Genomic DNA, 17,826 nt, shown 5'->3' with positions numbered 1-17,826 from the left:
GAGCTGTCCATTTCAGTACGCCCGCTGTCCAAAACCGGACATTGCTTGTTATGAAAGGCGCATATAGGGCAGATTTGGCCACTGGCACTGCATTTGTGCGATACCATACAACTGCCCAAACAGTAAACAGCCACACTATTGCATTAAACTCAGGTATGATACGCAACTACCTTAAAATTGCCTGGCGTAACCTTGTCCGCAACCGCGCCTTTTCTGCCATCAACATTGTGGGACTGGCCATTGGGCTGGCTACGTGTCTGCTCATTATGCTGTTCGTCATCGATGAACTGAGCTACGACCGTTACCACGCGAAGGCCGACCGGATTGTGCGGGTAATTTTTAAAGGGTCTGTCAACGGCGGCAGTATGAAAGAACCCTCGGTGATGCCGCCGACCGCACACACGCTGATGGCTGAATACCCTGAAGTGCTGGAGGCTACCCGGCTTCGGACGGCCGGTGCGCCCATTATTGCTTATGCTGACAAGACATTCAAGGAGACCGCCATTACGTTTGCCGATTCGAACTTCTTCCAGGTATTTACCCTTCCCTTTATGAAAGGCGACCCGAAAACGGCTCTGGCGAACCCCAATACGGTGGTTATTACTAAGGCTGTCGCTAAAAAATACTTCGGCAACGACGAACCACTCGGCAAGGTACTCACCATCAAAAGCGGTAATGCTGCCTGTACCGTTACGGGGGTAATTGATCAGGTTCCTGCCAACTCACACTTCCATTTCGACTTCTTCGTATCCATGGCTTCCTTTCCGGAGGCTAAGTCGACATCCTGGATGGTATCCGAGTTTTACACGTACCTGGTGCTCCCGGAGGGGTATGATTACAAAAAGCTGGAAGCAAAGCTGCCCCAGGTGGTCGACAAGTACATGGGGCCGCAGTTGCAGCAGGCATTTGGGATGAGTCTGGCAGCGTTTCGGAAAAAAGGCAATAACGTTGGCCTGTATCTGCAACCGCTGACAAATATTCACCTGCATTCGGACCTGGCGTATGATCTGGAGCCCTCCGGTGATATCCGGTATGTCTCTATATTTGGTACCGTTGCACTCTTTATGCTGCTGATTGCATGCATCAACTTCATGAACCTGAGTACGGCCGGAGCGTCAAAGCGTTCAAAGGAGGTGGGCATCCGCAAGGTGCTGGGTTCCGTTAAAACAGCGCTGGTCGGGCAGTTTCTGACCGAGTCTATCGTGCTGACGGCTATTGCGCTGGTGCTGGCCGTCGGGTTGGTCTATACGGCTTTACCCGCTTTTAATGCGCTTTCCGGCAAAACGCTTTCCTTATCATTTACCACTAGTTCCTGGCTGCTTCCCGGTTTGTTACTGTTTGGCCTGGTGGTGGGTGTGCTGGCGGGTAGTTATCCGGCATTTTTTCTGTCGTCATTCAAGCCCGTGTCGGTGCTGAAAGGCCGGTTGTCCTTTAGTGGGCGGAGCCGCAGCACGAGTTTGCGCAGTGCACTGGTCGTGTTTCAGTTCTTTATTTCCGTTAGTCTAATCATCGGCACTACGGTGGTGTACCGGCAGCTATCTTACATTCAGAACCGGAAACTGGGATACGACAAAGACCAGGTGCTGATTGTGCAGGAGACCTGGCGGTTAGGAAAGAACGAAGCCGTATTCCGGCAGCAGCTTTTGGCGGACTCCCGCGTGGTGAATGCCACCATTTCGGGCTTTTTGCCGGCCGGCCCCTCTTATAACAACAACTTTATCACCTACGCCGACAACAATTCGGCGCAATACGTGAAGGCATTGCGGTACGATGTCGATGACCAATATATTCCCACCCTCGGTATGCAGATGGTTGCCGGCCGGAACTTCTCACCGGCGTTCGGCACCGACTCTACCGGCATTATTCTCAACGAAACAGCCGTGAAAGCCTACGGGCTTGGCGGTAACGTGCTGGGGCACACCATAACCCACCCCGAAAACGATGGGCGTAAGAGTACCTACCGGGTAATCGGGGTGGTGAAAGATTTTCACTTCCGATCGCTGCACGAACGGATTGCTCCGCTGGCCATGACGCTGGGTAATAACAATGGTCTGGTGATTGCGAAAGTGAAGACGAAAGATGTCGGCAGCCTGCTGGCTTCCATCGAGGAAAAATGGGCCGGCTTTGCCGTGGATGCCCCGCTTGAATACTCCTTTCTGGACAAGCGTTTTCTTAATGCGTACCGGGCTGAGCAGAAAATGGGTAGTATTCTGGGCATTTTTGCCGGACTGACCATTTTTGTCGCCTGTCTGGGCCTGTTCGGTTTAGCTACGTTTACGGCTGAGCAGCGCACGAAAGAAATCGGCGTACGGAAGGTATTAGGTGCCAGTGTTACGGGTATTGTATCAATGCTCAGCCGGGATTTTCTCAAGCCTGTTCTGGTCGCTATTCTGCTGGCTTCGCCTATTGCCTGGTACGTCATGAACCGCTGGCTGCAGGACTTTGCCTATAAGATTGACCTGGAGTGGTGGGTGTTTGCCCTGGCAGGTGTCGTAGCGATAGTTATTGCGCTATTGACGGTTAGCTTTCAGAGCATTAAAGCCGCGCTGATGAACCCCGTCAGGAGTTTACGAACGGAGTAGGACTTTTTATCGGAATATAGCCCCTAATAGCACTTCCACATGCGTAATTGGGATCGTGACCGACTCCTTCTGGAAACGTCGTTTTTCGATCAAACACTACGCCCAAACGCTGAATGACTTTGGAATGATCGACCGACCGGATGTCTTCGAAGTGAAACTCTCCGATTAAGTCAAACGAAGGCGTTTCCATACCGCAGTGAATTTTTCCAAATATAACAACATGGGATAGAAGAGGCTATATTACTCGACATCCGATACCTGTTCGGCAACTGCTTCCATAGCAGGAGTTTTCCTAAATAGGACTAAAAAGTACGACAACAGGCTTTGTCACAGAGTGGTTACTGTCCCGGCTTCAGCAGCTTCCGTTTAAAATAATCAGCGGTGGCATTGCCCATTTTCAGGGCATTGCTGTGCTTCATCCAGTGGTGCGTATCGTCTACTATTACCATGGTTTCCATCGGTACGCCTTTCGCTTCGAGCCGCCGGACCAGGTCGGCACTTTGGGCAAACCGGACGTTGCGGTCATCGTCGCCGTGGATAATCAGCACCGGCGAGGTCCAGGTAGTAATTGCTGAAACGGGCGATGCCTCATAGGCTACTTTGACGGTTTGCCCGGCATCGGGTGCTTTTTCGAAGCGGTCGGTCTGTGCATTCAGGTAGCGCATTACACTCCAGTCGTGTACCCCGTGAATATCAACACCCGCAGCAAAGAGTTTGGAGTCGCGGGCCAGGGCCAGCGCGGTCAGATAACCGCCGTAGGAGCCGCCGTAAATGCCGATACGGGCGGCATCGACCTGCGGTTGCCCGGCCAGCCAGACGGCGGCCGCCCGAACATCCTGGTATTCCGATGCTCCGTTTGCTCCGCCGTCGGCCGGCTGGTGGAACTCATACCCGTAGCCAATGCCCAGCCGGTAATTGACCGACAGTACCATAAATCCCTGGCCGGCCAGATACTGGTTCATGGCGTAGGCATTGGTATAATAGTCTGAATAATGCCAGCCTAACAGCATCTGGCGCGGAGGACCACCGTGCACATAAATAATAGCCGGTTTTTTAGCTGGACCACCCATTGGCTCAAAAAGCTGACCATGTACCGTTACACCGTCCGGCGCTTTAAAGGTCACCTGTTTAGGCGTCACCAGGGGCTTTTGTGGGAAACCCGCCGGAATCAGGTCCTGGGCCAGCACGGTTGGGGTGCCGTTGGTAAACGGCATCACAGCTGGCAACGGTGGTCGCTGAGCGGTGGCGCTGATAAGGGCAATGGTAGCGCCGTCGCCGGTGACCACAGGTGTCCATTCTACGCCATTGCCCGGTGTCAGTACGTCCATGGCGGCTTTGTCGACCGGCACCCGGACGATATGCCGGCGGTCAATATCCAGTTTATCGGGGCCGGTATTGCCGCTAAACAGCAGCCATTTGCGGTCGGGACTCAGTGAAATATGCTCAGCCATAAACCGGCCCGGTGTGAGCAGCAAAGGCGTTCCGCCCGTCGACGCAATCGAATACAGATGCGGCCATCCGTCTTCGTACGACAGATACACGATTCGGTCATTGGCGGCCCAGTGCAGATTAAATTGGCCATGCGTGGTCGGTACCGATCCGGCCAGCGTTTTAGGGGCCTGCCAGAGGGGGGCGGCTGCACCCGTCGACACATCGGCGGTCCAGATAGCCCAGGGGCGGTGTTTCCGCGTCAGCAGCGAATCCGGGGCACCGCCGGTTCCGGGCATCCGGACAAAGACCAGCTTTTTCCCGTCGGGCGACCAGCGCGGGGAAGCATCTTTCGAGAACGAAGGAGCAATCCAGGTAATGGGCGTTGTTTCGTTGGCGTAAATGCCCACAAATGCGTGGTCTTTCCGGTCGCAGACGAACGCCAGTTTCGAGCCATCCGGCGACCACGCCAGGGAGCCGTTGGTGCCACGGGCCGTAAACAGCGTTTTGGCCGCCGATGAACCATCCACCGGCGCACTCCAGACCTGACCACTTTTGACAAACGCTATCCGGTCGCTGTTGGGCGAAACAATGGGTTCGTCGCCCTCGGCAATGGCTTTTGGCTCGCCACCCGCAAACGGTACCGTCCAGATCTGAACCTTCGGGGGTACGGGTGATGAGGTCGTGTTAACGGGCAGTTCTTCGTCCCAGTTGGAGCCGTGGTCTCCTCCGCGCACGTAAACGACCCATTTTCCGTCGGCTGAAATGGATAAACTGGTAATCTCCTGCCCGTCGTCTTCGTTGTAATTGGTCAGCTTCCGGGGTTTGAAGTCGGGACCCTGCGCAACGTACACATTGCGTTTGCCCTGCTCATTAAACGCCCAGGCGATGCGTGAACCCTGGGCTGAACTGGTCAAATCAGAAGGAAACGGATAACTCTTTACGGATTCCAGGGAGAACGATTGGGCCTTTATCCCGAGGCACGTAGCCAGTATCAGTAGTAGTGTAAGGCAGGAATAGTACGTTTTTCTCATGCTCTTTATCGGGTGAAATATACCTTTTTAATTTTTCCGTTTACAATCCTGTAAATGGCTATTGCCTGTACGGGAGCTTGATTGGGGTCGAAGGTGACTCGTTCGTGGTCAATGACGGTGTTGCCGAGGATAATCCGGTTCACGAGTTCGCAGTGCAGCGCTTTGGTGCGTTCAAACATGCTGCCGTACTGCTTGCGCATGGTGTCTTTGCCTTTGTACCGAAGCTGGTCAGGGAAATCATAAATTTCTACATCGTCGGCGTAGGGATCCAGAAACGCGTCGATGTTGCGGGCGTTGTAGGCATTGAGTTGCCGCTGCGCCAGGTCTTCGGGAGAAGGTGACAGGGAAGCGCGATTGCCGCTTTCGGCCGATTTCTCACCGGTAGATTGGCTATAAGCTGATAAACCACTACTTAACAGCAGGATTAACAATAGAAGGGCTCTCATTGGGTTCTGTTTTTTAATTGTCGACATCTTTAACAACGGGTCGATTATCATCTACCCTTTTCTCGTATTGTACCTGAAACCGGCTCAGGTCTGGTTTGTACGGCCGCTTTCGCTTTAACTCATACTGATAAATGGTTTGACCAAGCTGGTACAGAAACGGCTGGCCTACTTCCTCAAATTCGTACTTGTTATCGTTCAGAATACCGTCGCGGTTGACGTAAATAGTAGCGCTCAGCATGAACTCGACCTTGCTGGTAAAGTCTGCCACGTACGACGCATCGGTCAGGAAGCCGTAGGCCCAGCCCACTTTGTTGAACACCCGAACGCCGGCGGGCATCTGGTGGTGCAGGCTATCGAGAAAGAAGAATTTGACGTAGCTGTCGTAGTACTGCCTGGCGTCGTACTTGGGGTAGTTGGTTTCGCCGGGGTACTGGGAGAGGTATTGGTACAGAAACCGGTAATCGTCGGCGGTCAGATTAAACCGCTGCTTTGCCGGAACCGACGCGGGGAACATCACCGATTTAAGAATCTGATGCAGAGACTCCAGGGGCAGTTTGTTCCGGCCGGTGAAGTCGAACGGCTCGTGAATCAGGCTGTCGTTGCGATAGAAGCCTTTGCCGAGTTTATCGGTACGGCGAAAATCGAACGGGTCGGGGTTGTACGCTGCGGGTTGGGTGTAGAGTACCCTGCCGTCTTCGCTGATAAACCGCACAGGATTGGTATGGCGGTTTTCGTCCGGTGTCATGCGCACAAAGCGGTGCGTAATGCGCGTATCCAGATAGCCCCTGTCGTGCAATGCCCGGTTGATGGCCTGCTGCCCCACAAATTCATACATGCGGCTGTACGGGTCATTCTCGCTAACCAGAAAGGCTTTTTTTATCAGATGTGCCAGTGACGGGAAGCCGTTCTGCGCGGTTGTATCTTTCCAATGTTTTGTCTGCTTACTATACGCACTGTCGAACTGCATAGGCGTATACTTCGTCACCTGCGGTATGTCCAGGTTGTTAAGCTTTTCCAAAGACAGTAACGCCAGCGGCAGTTTGACGGTAGATGCCGGGTTGAAGTATTCGGTACTATCGACGCGGAAGTAGTAGTTGGTGAACGTTGGATTGTTCTGTTTATCCCGGTTAATCTGCGTGTAGATGATCTGGAGCCGGTAGGTTTCGGGATGCCGCAGTACCTCCTGAAAAACGACATTCTGGTTAGTCGCGAAGAGCTTCCTCAGGAAATCATCCGTTCGGGCCTGTCCAAAGACGATAGACGTATAGAGGATTAGAATACTGGTAACAAGGATGGTCAGTCGCTGCATAGCCAACAAATTACGATTTGATACGGAAGAAATGAAATAAGACGCGGGCCGTCAACTCCAGACGTGATGTCCGCAAATGTACGGACGCTGTCCGCAAACGGACAGTTTTAATTCATAGGTTACCGCAAGGGATTAATTATCGGCTGTTTTTCTGTTTGGTATAGCATTTGGGCGTTCTATTAAGCAGGCAGTGGGCAGTTTGCAATAGGCAGAAAAGAAGCCGGCAAGCTACGTGAAAAACTGCCTACTGAGTACTACTTACTGAAGACTTAAAAAAGGTATGTTGCAGAACTACGTCAAAATTGCTTTCCGCAACCTGCTGCGTAGCAAGGGCTTTTCGTTTATCAACATTGCCGGGCTGGCGATTGGTATGGCCAGTTCGATTCTGATTTTGCTGTGGATACAGCATGAACTGAGCTACGACCAGTTTCACGAAAAGAAAGACCGCATCTACGAAGCCTGGAACCGGGCGGAGTTCAGCGGTGAACTTAATTGCTGGAACACAACGCCTAAGATTCTGGCCCGAACCATGGAACGCGACCTGCCGGAAGTGGAGCAGGCGGTCCGGGTAGACTGGCCACGCAATTACCTGTTCAGCGTCGGCGACAAGCGGATTACCGCCCAGGGACATATCGTCGACTCAACTTTCCTGAACGTATTCACGTTTCCGTTGCTACAGGGCAATCCGCAGCAGGTGCTGCGCGAGGTAAATTCCATTGTCGTTACCGAAACCTTTGCCCGGAAGCTGTTTGGCGACGCCGACCCGATGGGCCGCGTTGTAAAGCTGGATAACAAAGACAATTTCACCGTAACGGGTGTGCTCAACGACTTACCCGGCAATACCCGTTTCAAGTTTGAGTACCTGCTCCCCTGGTCCTACCTGCGCCAGCTTGGCGGAGATGACGAAAATTGGGGCAACAACTCCACCCGCACCTATGTATTGCTGAAGCCGAACGCGAGCGAGGCTTCGATGAATGCCAAAATGAAGGGCTTCAAACCACGCTATGATAAGGACGAAGACGGGAAGTGGGAGATGTTTGTCTATCCGATGAGCCGCTGGCGGCTTTACTCCCGATTTGACGAAGGGGTGGAAACGGGCGGGCTCATCGACTTTGTCCGGTTGTTTGGTATTATCGCTGCGTTTATCCTGCTGATTGCCTGCATCAACTTCATGAACCTGAGTACGGCACGTAGCGAGAAGCGGGCAAAGGAGGTAGGTATCCGGAAAGTGGCCGGTGCCGAAAAGAGTTCATTGGTTGGTCAGTTTCTTGGGGAGTCGATTCTGATTGCCTGCATTGCGGGGGTATTGGCCTTGCTGATTGTGCAAATCAGCTTGCCGGCGTTTAACAAGCTGACGGATAAAATCCTGTTTATTGAATACAACCAGCCGTATTTCTGGCTGGCATTGGTCGGGTTTATTCTGCTGGCGGGTCTGCTGGCGGGCAGTTATCCGGCTTTTTTCCTGTCGTCGTTCAAGCCGGTGAATGTGCTGAAGGGGACATTCCGGAGAGTGAATGCGGTGGTGACCCCGCGCAAGGTTCTGGTGGTGCTCCAGTTTACGTTTGCCGTGCTGCTCATCATCAGTACCATCATTATCCGGGAGCAGATCAAACACGCCCGCGACCGCGAAACGGGCTATGCCAAAGACAACCTCATCTATCATTACCTGACCGGCGATATCGGCAAAAACTACAAGTTGATAAAAAGCGAACTGCTCAACAGCAACATAGCGCTCTCGGTAACCAAAACGAGTTCTCCGCTCACGCAGGGCTGGAGTGATGGCTGGGGTATTCAATGGGCGGGTAAAGACCCCAACGACAAAACGGATTTTGACCGGTATGTTGTCGACGATAAAATGACGACTACCGCCGGCCTGCAACTGGTTGCCGGCCGCGACTTCGACCTGACCCAGTACCCGACCGATTCTACCGGGATGCTGCTGAACGAATCGGCCGCCAAAACAATGGGTTTCAAAGACCCCATCGGGCAAATCGTCAAAGACAACGGTATCGACTGGCATGTGATCGGGGTCATCAAGGACTTCATTCTGCAATCGCCTTATTATCCGACCAAGCCAATGATCATTGCGGGGGCGAAAGGGTTTTTCAACGTCATGCACATCAAGCTGAACGGAGCGTATGCTACCGCCGATAATCTGCGAAAAGCCGAAGCTATTTTCAGGAAGTACAATCCTGAATATCCATTTGAGTACAGGTTTGTGGATGAGGAGTACGCCAAAAAATTTGCCAGTGAGCAACGCATCGCTACGCTCTCCGGCCTGTTTGCCATACTGACTATCCTTATCTCCTGCCTGGGCCTGATCGGGCTGGCCACCTTCACGGCGCAGCAGCGTACCAAAGAGATTGGCGTTCGGAAGGTATTAGGCGCTTCGGTACTTAGTGTGGTTGCTCTGCTGTCCAAAGATTTTCTGAAGCTGGTGTTCATTGCCATTCTGATTGCCACCCCCATCGCCTGGTACGGCATGGAACAGTGGCTGGCGGACTTCCCGTACCGGGTTGCCCTGGAGTGGTGGATGTTTGTGCTGGCGGGTGTGCTGGCAATTGTCATTGCGCTCCTAACCATCTCGTTCCAGAGCGTAAAGGCCGCGTTGACAAATCCGGTGAAGAGTTTACGGGCGGAGTAATCAGGCGAAAACGGCAGGCAGGTCAAGCTTTATATCAAGGATAGCGTCGTGAAGCATGCCGGGTTCGTGGAAGAATTGGTAGTGGCCGGGCTGGTCGTACACAAATACGCCTTTCACGGCTGGAACGACAATCCAGCAGGACCGTACGCCGAAGGAGAAATAAATAGTTGTTTTTTCAACCATCTGCTCTAAACTCTGAGAAGGGGATTGAATTTCAATACAGAGAAGAGGGGCATCGGTACGCCGGGCTGGTTCATCCCCAAAACCCAGGGGTATCAACGGATAAGCGACGACATCGGGCGTAGAGCCATCAGGCTGAGTCGCTAACGTGACTTCGCTGGCAATGCGGAATTGGTTACGGTAGGCAGTTTTAAGTTCAAATACAAGATTAGCCTGTATGGAACCATGAGTGAGGTTTGGCATTGGTTTACTACGTTCGAGTTCGTAGGCAGATAAGGCCTGGTCAATTACTGCTTCCATAGCGCAACGAGTTTTTCAGGAACTTAAAGATAACGCAAATGGAGGAGAAAAGGATAAAAACTGACTCAGGTCTAGCCCAAGCAGCTCGGGGTAGGAGGTAGGGGTGGCAATGCCGCCATCGCCGAAGCGGTAACGGAGCCACTGACCAGTTTTGTAGTCGTAGAGGAAGCCCTCGCGGATGCCGTAGAAGTCTTCATCAGTTAACTGGATTACCTTATGCAAATCGCTTTTCAGGCCATTGGTATGACAGATTTCGATAATGACCGGCGTTTGGGCATTTTCATTATCGCGGAGCGATATGTCGGGGACTTGACTTGCTTTTTCCTCGTCGAGCATGGGTGAAGAGCCTGAGAACAGAGTAGGCAGTTTGCAGTGAGCAGTAGGCCGAAGAGGGCCTACCACGCTGCGCTCCAGTCTGCTTACTGCTCACTGCAAACTATAGACGTCAAAACTATGCTCCGCAACTACCTCAAAACCGCCTGGCGGAACTTGTTGAAAAACAAGCTGAACACCGCTATCAACATCATTGGCCTGTCCATTGGCATGGTATGCTGCATGCTCATCGTGATGTATGTGGTGGATGAACTGAGCTACGACCGCTTCTGGGCCAACGGCGACCGCATCTATCGCTTGGCGCTGGAGCGAAAGTATACCGACCGGGTATCGAAATACGCCATGATTCCGGCGTCCTATGCCCGTGATACAAAACAGGAAATTCCGGAGGTGGAGGAAAGCGTAAGACTGTTTGATTTTGGGAACGGCACCACGCTGGTCAAATACCAGAATCAGACATTCGAGGAGCGCGACGTCATGGCGGCCGATTCCAGCTTTTTCCGGGTCTTTCAGGTGCCGCTGCTGCAGGGGCAACCCGACCGGGTACTGAGCCGGCCGAATACCGCCGTGCTGACCCAACGCACTGTAAAACGGATCTTCGGCAACACGAACCCCATCGGTAAGACGCTGGAGCTTGTGCAGGGACCCAAAGTGGAGGTAACGGGCATCAGTGATGATGTGCCGGAGAACGCTCATTTTGCCTATAGTATACTGGTATCTACACCGGGTGCCCCGTTTGCGGAACAGCCTAACCACGTCAGCTTCTCGGCGCATACGTATCTGCTGCTGCGCCCGAACACCAACCCAGCGGCTGTGCAGGACAAATTTCCGGCTATTGTTGAAAAGTATGCAGCCGGCGAAGTGCAGCGCAATTTCGGGGTGTCGTTCAAGGAGTATCTGAAAGCCGGCAATGGCTATTTCTATTTCCTCCAACCCCTCAGGAACATCCATCTGGACTCCCATCTGGAAGCTGAGCTAAAACCGAACGGCAGCCGTACGCTGGTCTATATTTTCTCCGTAATAGCCGTATTTGTGCTGCTGATTGCCTGCGTCAACTTCATGAACCTGGCTACGGCCCGGTCGTCGGAGCGGGCGAAGGAGGTCGGTATCCGCAAAAGTCTTGGGTCTACCAAAGGGCAACTGGCGGCTCAGTTTCTGACGGAATCTGTGTTATTGAGTGTATTCAGCTTTGTGCTGGCGTTGATAGTGGTAATCGTACTGCTGCCGTCGTTTAACGACCTGGCCAGAAAACAACTGTCAGCCTGGTTGCTGTTACAGCCTGATACGCTTCCCCTGATGTTGCTGGTAGCGCTGTGTATCGGCCTGCTGGCGGGCAGTTATCCGGCTGGGGTGCTGTCGTCGTTTGAGCCCATTAAGGTGCTGAAGGGCAAGTTCTTCTCCACCCGGCAGGGACATCTCCTGCGCAATGGTCTGGTGGTGTTTCAGTTTGCCATTTCCATTATCCTCATCATCAGTACGCTGGTGGTGTTTACGCAACTCCGGTTTATTGAAAACAAAGAACTTGGTTTTGCCAAAGAGGCCGTGATTAACTTACAGGGAGCCGGATTTCTGGGTTCTAACACTGAAGCGTTCAAGCAGGAGATTTCCCGCATAGCCGGGGTGGCCGGGGTGGGAGGTACCAATTCGGCACCGGGCAATCAGAATGGCTTTTTCGGCATTATTTTCCATAGAGAAGCTGAAAGCGAAACGGTAACCGGCCGGGGTACGGTGGTAGATGACGCCTACCTGCCGACGATGAAGATGGCTATGACGGCGGGCCGTACGTTCTCCAAAGCCTTTAATGATTCGCTATCGGTCATATTGAACGAGGAGGCTGTCCGGCAACTCGGTCTTACTGATCCGATAGGAAAGAAGGTGTTCAGCCCGGATCTCTTCGGCCGCGCCAACGGTGCCGACGTACCGTTGACCGTAGTAGGGGTGGTGAAAGACTTTCACTACCAGTCACTCCACCAGCGGATAGCCCCTTTGTTTATCCTGCATAACCGCTGGTTTGGTCGGACCGATAATCAGATCGTGGTCCGGGTACAGACCGATAATCTGCAACCCGTTGTCGCCCGCATCGAACGTATCTGGAAGCGATACCTGCCCGACCAGTCATTTCACTACTCATTCCTGGATTCAGACTGGGAGGCTCTGTACCAGGCTGAACAGGTATCGCAGCGCATCTTCGGCGTGTTTTCCCTGCTGGCTATATTCATTGCCTGTATGGGTCTGCTGGGTCTGGCCATTTACATCATTCAGCAGCGGACCAAAGAGATTGGCATTCGCAAAGTACTCGGAGCCAGTGTTACCAGTATCGTGGCGTTGCTCTCCCGCGACTTCCTGAAACTGGTTTTCATTGCCCTTATCATTGCCTCGCCGATTGCCTGGTATGCCATGAATAGCTGGCTGGAAGATTTCGCCTACCGCATCGATGTACCCTGGTGGGCCTTCGTCCTGGCTGGCCTTCTGGCCGTCGGCATCGCCCTGCTCACGGTAAGTTACCAAAGTATTAAGGCAGCTTTGATGAACCCGGTTACCTCGCTACGCTCGGAGTGAAGAATTAAGACGGGGCCGCCCGGCGGTTAAGAATTAAAAATGTGCGTCAGCTAACTCATAACTCTTCACTCATAACTCATAACTATTTATGCTACGCAACTACCTCACCATCGCCCTGCGCAACCTCTGGAAGCACAAGCTGTTTTCGGCAATCAATATTTTTGGCCTGGCATCCGGGATGATGGTGTGCCTGCTGGCGATTGTCCACATCAAAGGGGCCTTCGACTACGACAACTTTCACCCGAACCGCCAGCGTATCTACCGGGTGCTGACGGATGTAGCCACCAATGAGCATGGGGTAGTCGCGCACGCTACATCGCCCATGCCACTGGCGGGTGTACTGCAACAGGATTATGGCTTTGTGGAGGAGGCTGCCCGCGTGGTACGCGTATATGGAGATTTTTCAGAAAATCATAAGCGGTTTAATCTTCTGTCATGGGCGGTGGACCCACGTTTCTTCACTATCTTCAGCGGATACCGATTGGCGCAAGGCAAGGCAGCTACCGAACCGCATACGGTCGTATTGACCCGCGAAACGGCGGAAAAGTTTTTCGGAACGGCTAACCCGATTGGCCGGGTGCTGCAACATGATGAGTTAGGTCCGCTAACCGTTACGGGTGTATTGGCGGATAACCCGACGCATTCTCACCTGAAATTCGATTTGCTGCTGTCGCTAAAAACGCCGGGTAATCCTAAATACCGGAACCTCTTCGAAGACTGGCGGCAGTATGCTGTGGGGTATACATACGTCCTGCTAAAGCCGGGCACAACGGAAAAAACGCTGTCGGATGCGCTGAATGCTATCAATAAACGAGCACTTCAGGGATTGGTGTTCACGAGAGAGACCGGGTATAGCTTCCGGCCACAGGCACTTACAAAAGTCTCTCCCGGCCTGGAGGAGCTGGCGATGTCGACCTACGAGCGTGAGATTGGTGGCTTACTGGTCGAAATTGGGGTAGGGCTGCTGACGCTGCTGCTGGCGGCTTTCAACTACATTAACCTGACGCTGGCCCGGTCGCTGAGCCGGGCCCGGGAGGTAGGTATCCGTAAAGTAGCGGGTGCCCTGCGCTGGCAACTGATGGGGCAGTTTATGGCCGAGTCGGTAGTGTTGTCTCTGCTGGCCCTGGGCCTGGCGTATGTCATGTTACAGTTCGTTAAGCCTATGCCGTTTGTGCAGCAGTGGCTCATTGGCGGGGTGCAGTGGGATGAGACGCTGTGGGTGGTATTTATCCTGTTCAGCATAGTAACCGGGTTGCTGGCCGGCCTTGTACCGGCGCGGGTACTCTCGGGCTTTCAGCCGGCGCAGGTACTGCGTAGTACAATGGGATTGCGGGTACTGCGGGGCATCTCCCTGCGAAAATCGTTGATTGTTGCTCAGTTCACCATATCGATGATTGCGCTGATCTTTTTGCTCACTATGGGACGGCAGCAGCACTATATGGCTACCGCCGACTACGGTTTCCGGCGGGAAGGCATCTTAACGATGCCAATCAATGGAATTCCGTACCAGCGGCTGGCTCATGAGTTCAACCAGTTGTCGGGTGTCGAACGGGTGTCGGCAACCTCCGGGTTGTTTGGTTCTTTTGGCGATACGCAGGTCTTTCGCATGAAGCAGACAGCCTCCGACTCAATGATGGCCTTTACGTTTGCCGTCGACCATCAATTTGTGCCCAACATAAATCTCAGTGTGCTGGCAGGGCAAAACCTCCCTGCGTCAGCGTCGGATACGGCCGGGCGATTTATTCTGATTAACGAAGAAGCTGTAAAGGCGTTCCGGCTGGGTTCGGTCGGGGAAGCTGTTGGAAAGTCGTTGTGGCTGAACGACAGCACGGAACTGCAAATTGCCGGCGTGCTGAAAGATTTTCGGTTTACGTCGTTTGCCTGGTCCATTAAGCCGCTGGTGCTGCGGTATCAGCCGTCGCAGTTCCGTTACCTGAACATCGGCGTGGCTAAAGGGGTCGAGGATGCGGTACTGGCTGATGCGATGACGGTGATGAAGAAGCTGACCCCCTACGAGCCGTTTACCGGGCAGTGGTACGATGACTTCCTGTACCAGCGCCACAATCACCGCGAAGACCTGGATTTCCTGTCACTGCTAACGGGTTTGGCCTTATCCATTGCCTGCCTGGGGCTGCTGGGGATGGTTACCTACACAACCGAAACCCGCACCAAAGAGGTGGGTATCCGGAAGGTGATGGGGGCCAATGTAGCTCAAATTATAGCCTTGCTGTCGTGGGATTTTGTCAAGCTGCTCCTGATCGCCAGTGCTATTGCATTGCCGCTTGGTGCGCTGGCCGGTATGGCGTTCCTGATCAATTTTGCCTATCACGTCAGCATCGGTATCGAAACGCTGGGTCTCTGCTTCCTGGTCATGCTCCTGCTCGGCGGGTTAACCATTGGCTGGCGCACCTACCGGGCGGCTTCGGCGAACCCGGTGCAGAGTTTACGAACGGAGTAGATAGTGGGCAGTTTGCAGTAGGCAAAATATGAAGTCAGCAAACTGCGAGTTACATTTTCTGTCTACTGCCCACTGCTTACTTAGTTATTGCTTACTGCCTATTAAAAATGCTCCGAAGCTACCTGAAAATCGCGCTACGTAATCTGTGGAGGCACAGGCTGTTCTCCTTTATCAACATCTTTGGCTTAGCCTCGGGCATGACGGTATGTCTGCTGGCTTTAATCCAGGTTAAAGGGGCCTTCGACTACGATACATTCCATCCAAATGCGGAGCGTACCTACCGCGTTCTAACCGATGTGACCCGGCAGGATGGAGAAACTGCGGCCTTCGCCAGTTCGCCATTGCCGCTGGCCGATTTACTCCAGCATGATTACAAAGCTATTGAACGGATTACGCGGGTACATTACGGTCTACCCGATGAAGCAACAGCCGGAGCGAAAACACTGTCCATCCATGGCGCTTTCGTGGATTCGGGTTTCTTCGACATCTTTGGTTTCCGACTGGCAACAGGTTACCCGGCAAACGCTTTAAATACAGTAGTACTGACCGAGGCAGCCGCCGAACGTTTCTTTGGCAAACAGAATCCCATCGGGCAGACCTTAACCCTGGGTCAGGCGGGGCAATTTACGGTTACGGGTGTGTTGCAAAAGCCCCCCTATCCATCGCATCTGAAGTTTGACCTGCTGGCCTCAATGGCGACTATGCCACTGTTACGGCAAAAGCAGCAACTGACCAATTGGAGTGACGAGACCGCCTGCTATACCTACGTACAGCTTAAGCCGGGTAGCTCCGCTGAGGCTTTGCAGACGGCTTTAAATGCCACGGCAAAGCGGGTTAATAACGTATATGTAGCGTCGGCGACAAAGCATTATGGCTTTCGGTATCAATCGCTGGCGAACATCTCTCCGGGCCGGGAACCGCTGCACAATATTACGGCTGAGCCTATACTGCCAAACCTGCAATCGATTAGTTTACTGGCGTTGGTAGTCCTGCTGCTTGCCGGGTTCAATTACATCAATCTAACCCTCACCCAGTCGTTAGGGCGTGCCCGCGAGGTGGGTGTTCGTAAGGCTGTGGGGGCAATGCGGGGCCAGTTGGTCGGGCAGTTTCTGGCAGAATCAACGCTGGTCGCATTGCTGGCATTTGTCCTGGCGTATGGGCAGCTAAAACTTATCAGTGGGTTGCCAACGGTGCAGCGGCTCATTGCGGAGGTTAGTCAGGACGGCATGCAATGGCTGTACTTTCTGGCCTTTGTTATCGTGACCGGATTGATAGCCGGTTGGGTTCCGGCCCGAACATTGTCCCGGTACCAACCGGCCCAGGTGTTGCGGGGGCGATTGAACACCCAACTCTTCAGCGGGATAGGTTTACGAAAAGCCCTTATTGTCTCCCAGTTTGCCGCCACGCTGATTGCCATCATCTTCCTGGCTGTATTCTATACCCAATCGTTGTTTATGGCTTCGGCCGATTACGGCTTTGCCCGGGAGCGTATCTTGAACGTTCAACTCAACAAGCAGCCCTACGAGGCACTGGCCACAGAAACTGCCCGCTTTGCCGGTGTAGAGCAGGTGGCTGCTACCTCTGCCGAATTTGGCTTCTCAGGCGGAGAGGTCCTGTTTGTAAGCAAACGTCCGAATGGTGACTCCGTCCAGACCTCAGCCTTCTCTATTACGCCTTCTCTGGTAAACAGTCTTGGGTTGACATTGGCTGCCGGACAGAATCTACCGGCTATGAGTAGCGACTCAACGGCGCATTTTGTCCTTATCAATGAAGAAGCGGTTCAGGCATTGCGGCTGGGCAGTCCGGCTGAGGCTGTGGGACAAACGATATGGTTAAATGAAAGTACCGAAAGGCAGATAGCCGGAGTCGTTCAGAATTTCCACCATTCCACGCTGCTACGGCGTATTCAGCCGGTAGTGCTGTATAGCCGGCCCAGCGAGTTCCGCATTCTTTCGCTCAAAGTCGCTGCGGGTGCCGAAGAGACGGTAATGGCTACCCTGGAGCGTACCTGGAAACGGCATAATCCGCATCAGTCCCTGGAGGCCTATTGGTACGACGAAAAACTCTACGAGCAGCACCTCCACCGCGACGACCAGACGTTTATCGGGCTGTTAACCGGAATGGCGCTTTCCATTGCCTGCCTGGGACTGTTTGGGATGGTGACGTACACCACCGAAACGCGGATCAAAGAAGTCGGTATCCGTAAAGTAATGGGTGCCACCTTTGGGCAGATTGTGGCGGCTCTTTCCGGGGAATTCGTCTGGTTACTGCTGATTGCCACCCTGGTTGGCGTACCGGTAGGATTTCTGGCCGGACAGGCGTTTTTGCAGCAATATGCCTATCACATCACCGTCGGTGTGAGTTTATTGCTCGGCTGCTCGGTACTACTCCTAAGCATCGGCGCACTGACAATTGGCTGGCAAACGTACCGGGCCGCATCGGCAAATCCGGTGAAGAGTTTACGGACGGAATGAGGGAGGAAAGAAATAAAGGAGGAAGGGAGGAGAGGGAAGCAGAAAGCCGTCCTATTCTTTACTCCTATCTCCTTTACTT

10 protein-coding genes are annotated in these 17,826 nt (G+C 53.3%); 5 read left to right on the top strand and 5 right to left on the bottom strand.

The annotated features are described in order from the left end of the window. The first annotated feature begins 155 nt into the window (after positions 1–155). Complete coding sequence (locus ABD931_RS17790) at positions 156–2,582, top strand: ABC transporter permease (RefSeq protein WP_345269200.1); 2,427 nt, start codon at positions 156–158, stop codon at positions 2,580–2,582. A gap of 338 nt (positions 2,583–2,920) precedes the next feature. On the opposite strand, the gene ABD931_RS17785 is transcribed toward ABD931_RS17790, so the two are convergent. Genes ABD931_RS17785 through ABD931_RS17775 form a run of 3 tightly spaced genes read right to left on the bottom strand, consistent with a single transcriptional unit; the run spans position 2,921 to position 6,799 of the window. After that, on the bottom strand, positions 2,921–5,044 hold the full coding sequence (locus ABD931_RS17785; RefSeq protein WP_345269199.1) for a S9 family peptidase: 2,124 nt from the start codon (positions 5,042–5,044) through the stop codon (positions 2,921–2,923). A 5-nt stretch (positions 5,045–5,049) separates the two neighbouring features. Continuing rightward, a complete protein-coding gene (locus ABD931_RS17780; RefSeq protein ID WP_345269198.1) occupies positions 5,050–5,490 on the bottom strand; it encodes a nuclear transport factor 2 family protein in 441 nt (146 codons plus the stop codon). A 13-nt stretch (positions 5,491–5,503) separates the two neighbouring features. Continuing rightward, positions 5,504–6,799 (bottom strand): serine hydrolase, encoded by a 1,296-nt coding sequence (locus tag ABD931_RS17775; RefSeq protein ID WP_345269197.1) that lies wholly within the window; start codon positions 6,797–6,799, stop codon positions 5,504–5,506. A 280-nt stretch (positions 6,800–7,079) separates the two neighbouring features. Between ABD931_RS17775 and ABD931_RS17770 the strand changes: the two genes are divergently transcribed. Next, the gene (locus ABD931_RS17770; RefSeq protein WP_345269195.1) at positions 7,080–9,443 is read left to right on the top strand and encodes an ABC transporter permease; all 2,364 of its coding nucleotides are present in this window, start codon (positions 7,080–7,082) and stop codon (positions 9,441–9,443) included. Here the strand turns inward: ABD931_RS17770 and ABD931_RS17765 are convergent, their stop codons facing one another. Both ABD931_RS17765 and ABD931_RS17760 read right to left on the bottom strand, forming a co-directional pair. After that, positions 9,444–9,923: a Uma2 family endonuclease gene (locus ABD931_RS17765; protein ID WP_345269194.1), complete on the bottom strand. Its 480-nt coding sequence runs from the start codon at positions 9,921–9,923 to the stop codon at positions 9,444–9,446. Positions 9,924–9,938: 15 nt separating this feature from the next. Further along, positions 9,939–10,259, bottom strand: coding sequence for a hypothetical protein (locus ABD931_RS17760; RefSeq protein WP_345269193.1), 321 nt, complete (start codon positions 10,257–10,259; stop codon positions 9,939–9,941). A gap of 117 nt (positions 10,260–10,376) precedes the next feature. Between ABD931_RS17760 and ABD931_RS17755 the strand changes: the two genes are divergently transcribed. From ABD931_RS17755 to ABD931_RS17745, 3 genes are all read left to right on the top strand, one after another. After that, a complete protein-coding gene (locus ABD931_RS17755) occupies positions 10,377–12,815 on the top strand; it encodes an ABC transporter permease (RefSeq protein WP_345269192.1) in 2,439 nt (812 codons plus the stop codon). An 88-nt stretch (positions 12,816–12,903) separates the two neighbouring features. After that, positions 12,904–15,273, top strand: a complete 2,370-nt coding sequence (locus ABD931_RS17750; RefSeq protein WP_345269191.1) for an ABC transporter permease — start codon at positions 12,904–12,906, stop codon at positions 15,271–15,273. Positions 15,274–15,380: 107 nt separating this feature from the next. Beyond that, positions 15,381–17,747, top strand: coding sequence for an ABC transporter permease (locus ABD931_RS17745; RefSeq protein WP_345269190.1), 2,367 nt, complete (start codon positions 15,381–15,383; stop codon positions 17,745–17,747). Positions 17,748–17,826: the final 79 nt, after the last annotated feature.

It is taken from the genome of Nibrella viscosa (assembly GCF_039541875.1).
GTDB lineage: Bacteria > Bacteroidota > Bacteroidia > Cytophagales > Spirosomataceae > Nibrella > Nibrella viscosa.
This window is presented reverse-complemented; position numbering and strand designations above follow the sequence as displayed.

What these genes read in the sequence shown, in the direction of transcription:
- ABD931_RS17790 (WP_345269200.1), top strand. Translation starts at nt 156, where the DNA reads ATGATACGCAACTACCTTAAAATTGCCTGGCGTAACCTTGTCCGCAAC.
- ABD931_RS17785 (WP_345269199.1), bottom strand. Translation starts at nt 5,044, where the DNA reads ATGAGAAAAACGTACTATTCCTGCCTTACACTACTACTGATACTGGCT.
- ABD931_RS17780 (WP_345269198.1), bottom strand. Translation starts at nt 5,490, where the DNA reads ATGAGAGCCCTTCTATTGTTAATCCTGCTGTTAAGTAGTGGTTTATCA.
- ABD931_RS17775 (WP_345269197.1), bottom strand. Translation starts at nt 6,799, where the DNA reads ATGCAGCGACTGACCATCCTTGTTACCAGTATTCTAATCCTCTATACG.
- ABD931_RS17770 (WP_345269195.1), top strand. Translation starts at nt 7,080, where the DNA reads ATGTTGCAGAACTACGTCAAAATTGCTTTCCGCAACCTGCTGCGTAGC.
- ABD931_RS17765 (WP_345269194.1), bottom strand. Translation starts at nt 9,923, where the DNA reads ATGGAAGCAGTAATTGACCAGGCCTTATCTGCCTACGAACTCGAACGT.
- ABD931_RS17760 (WP_345269193.1), bottom strand. Translation starts at nt 10,259, where the DNA reads ATGCTCGACGAGGAAAAAGCAAGTCAAGTCCCCGACATATCGCTCCGC.
- ABD931_RS17755 (WP_345269192.1), top strand. Translation starts at nt 10,377, where the DNA reads ATGCTCCGCAACTACCTCAAAACCGCCTGGCGGAACTTGTTGAAAAAC.
- ABD931_RS17750 (WP_345269191.1), top strand. Translation starts at nt 12,904, where the DNA reads ATGCTACGCAACTACCTCACCATCGCCCTGCGCAACCTCTGGAAGCAC.
- ABD931_RS17745 (WP_345269190.1), top strand. Translation starts at nt 15,381, where the DNA reads ATGCTCCGAAGCTACCTGAAAATCGCGCTACGTAATCTGTGGAGGCAC.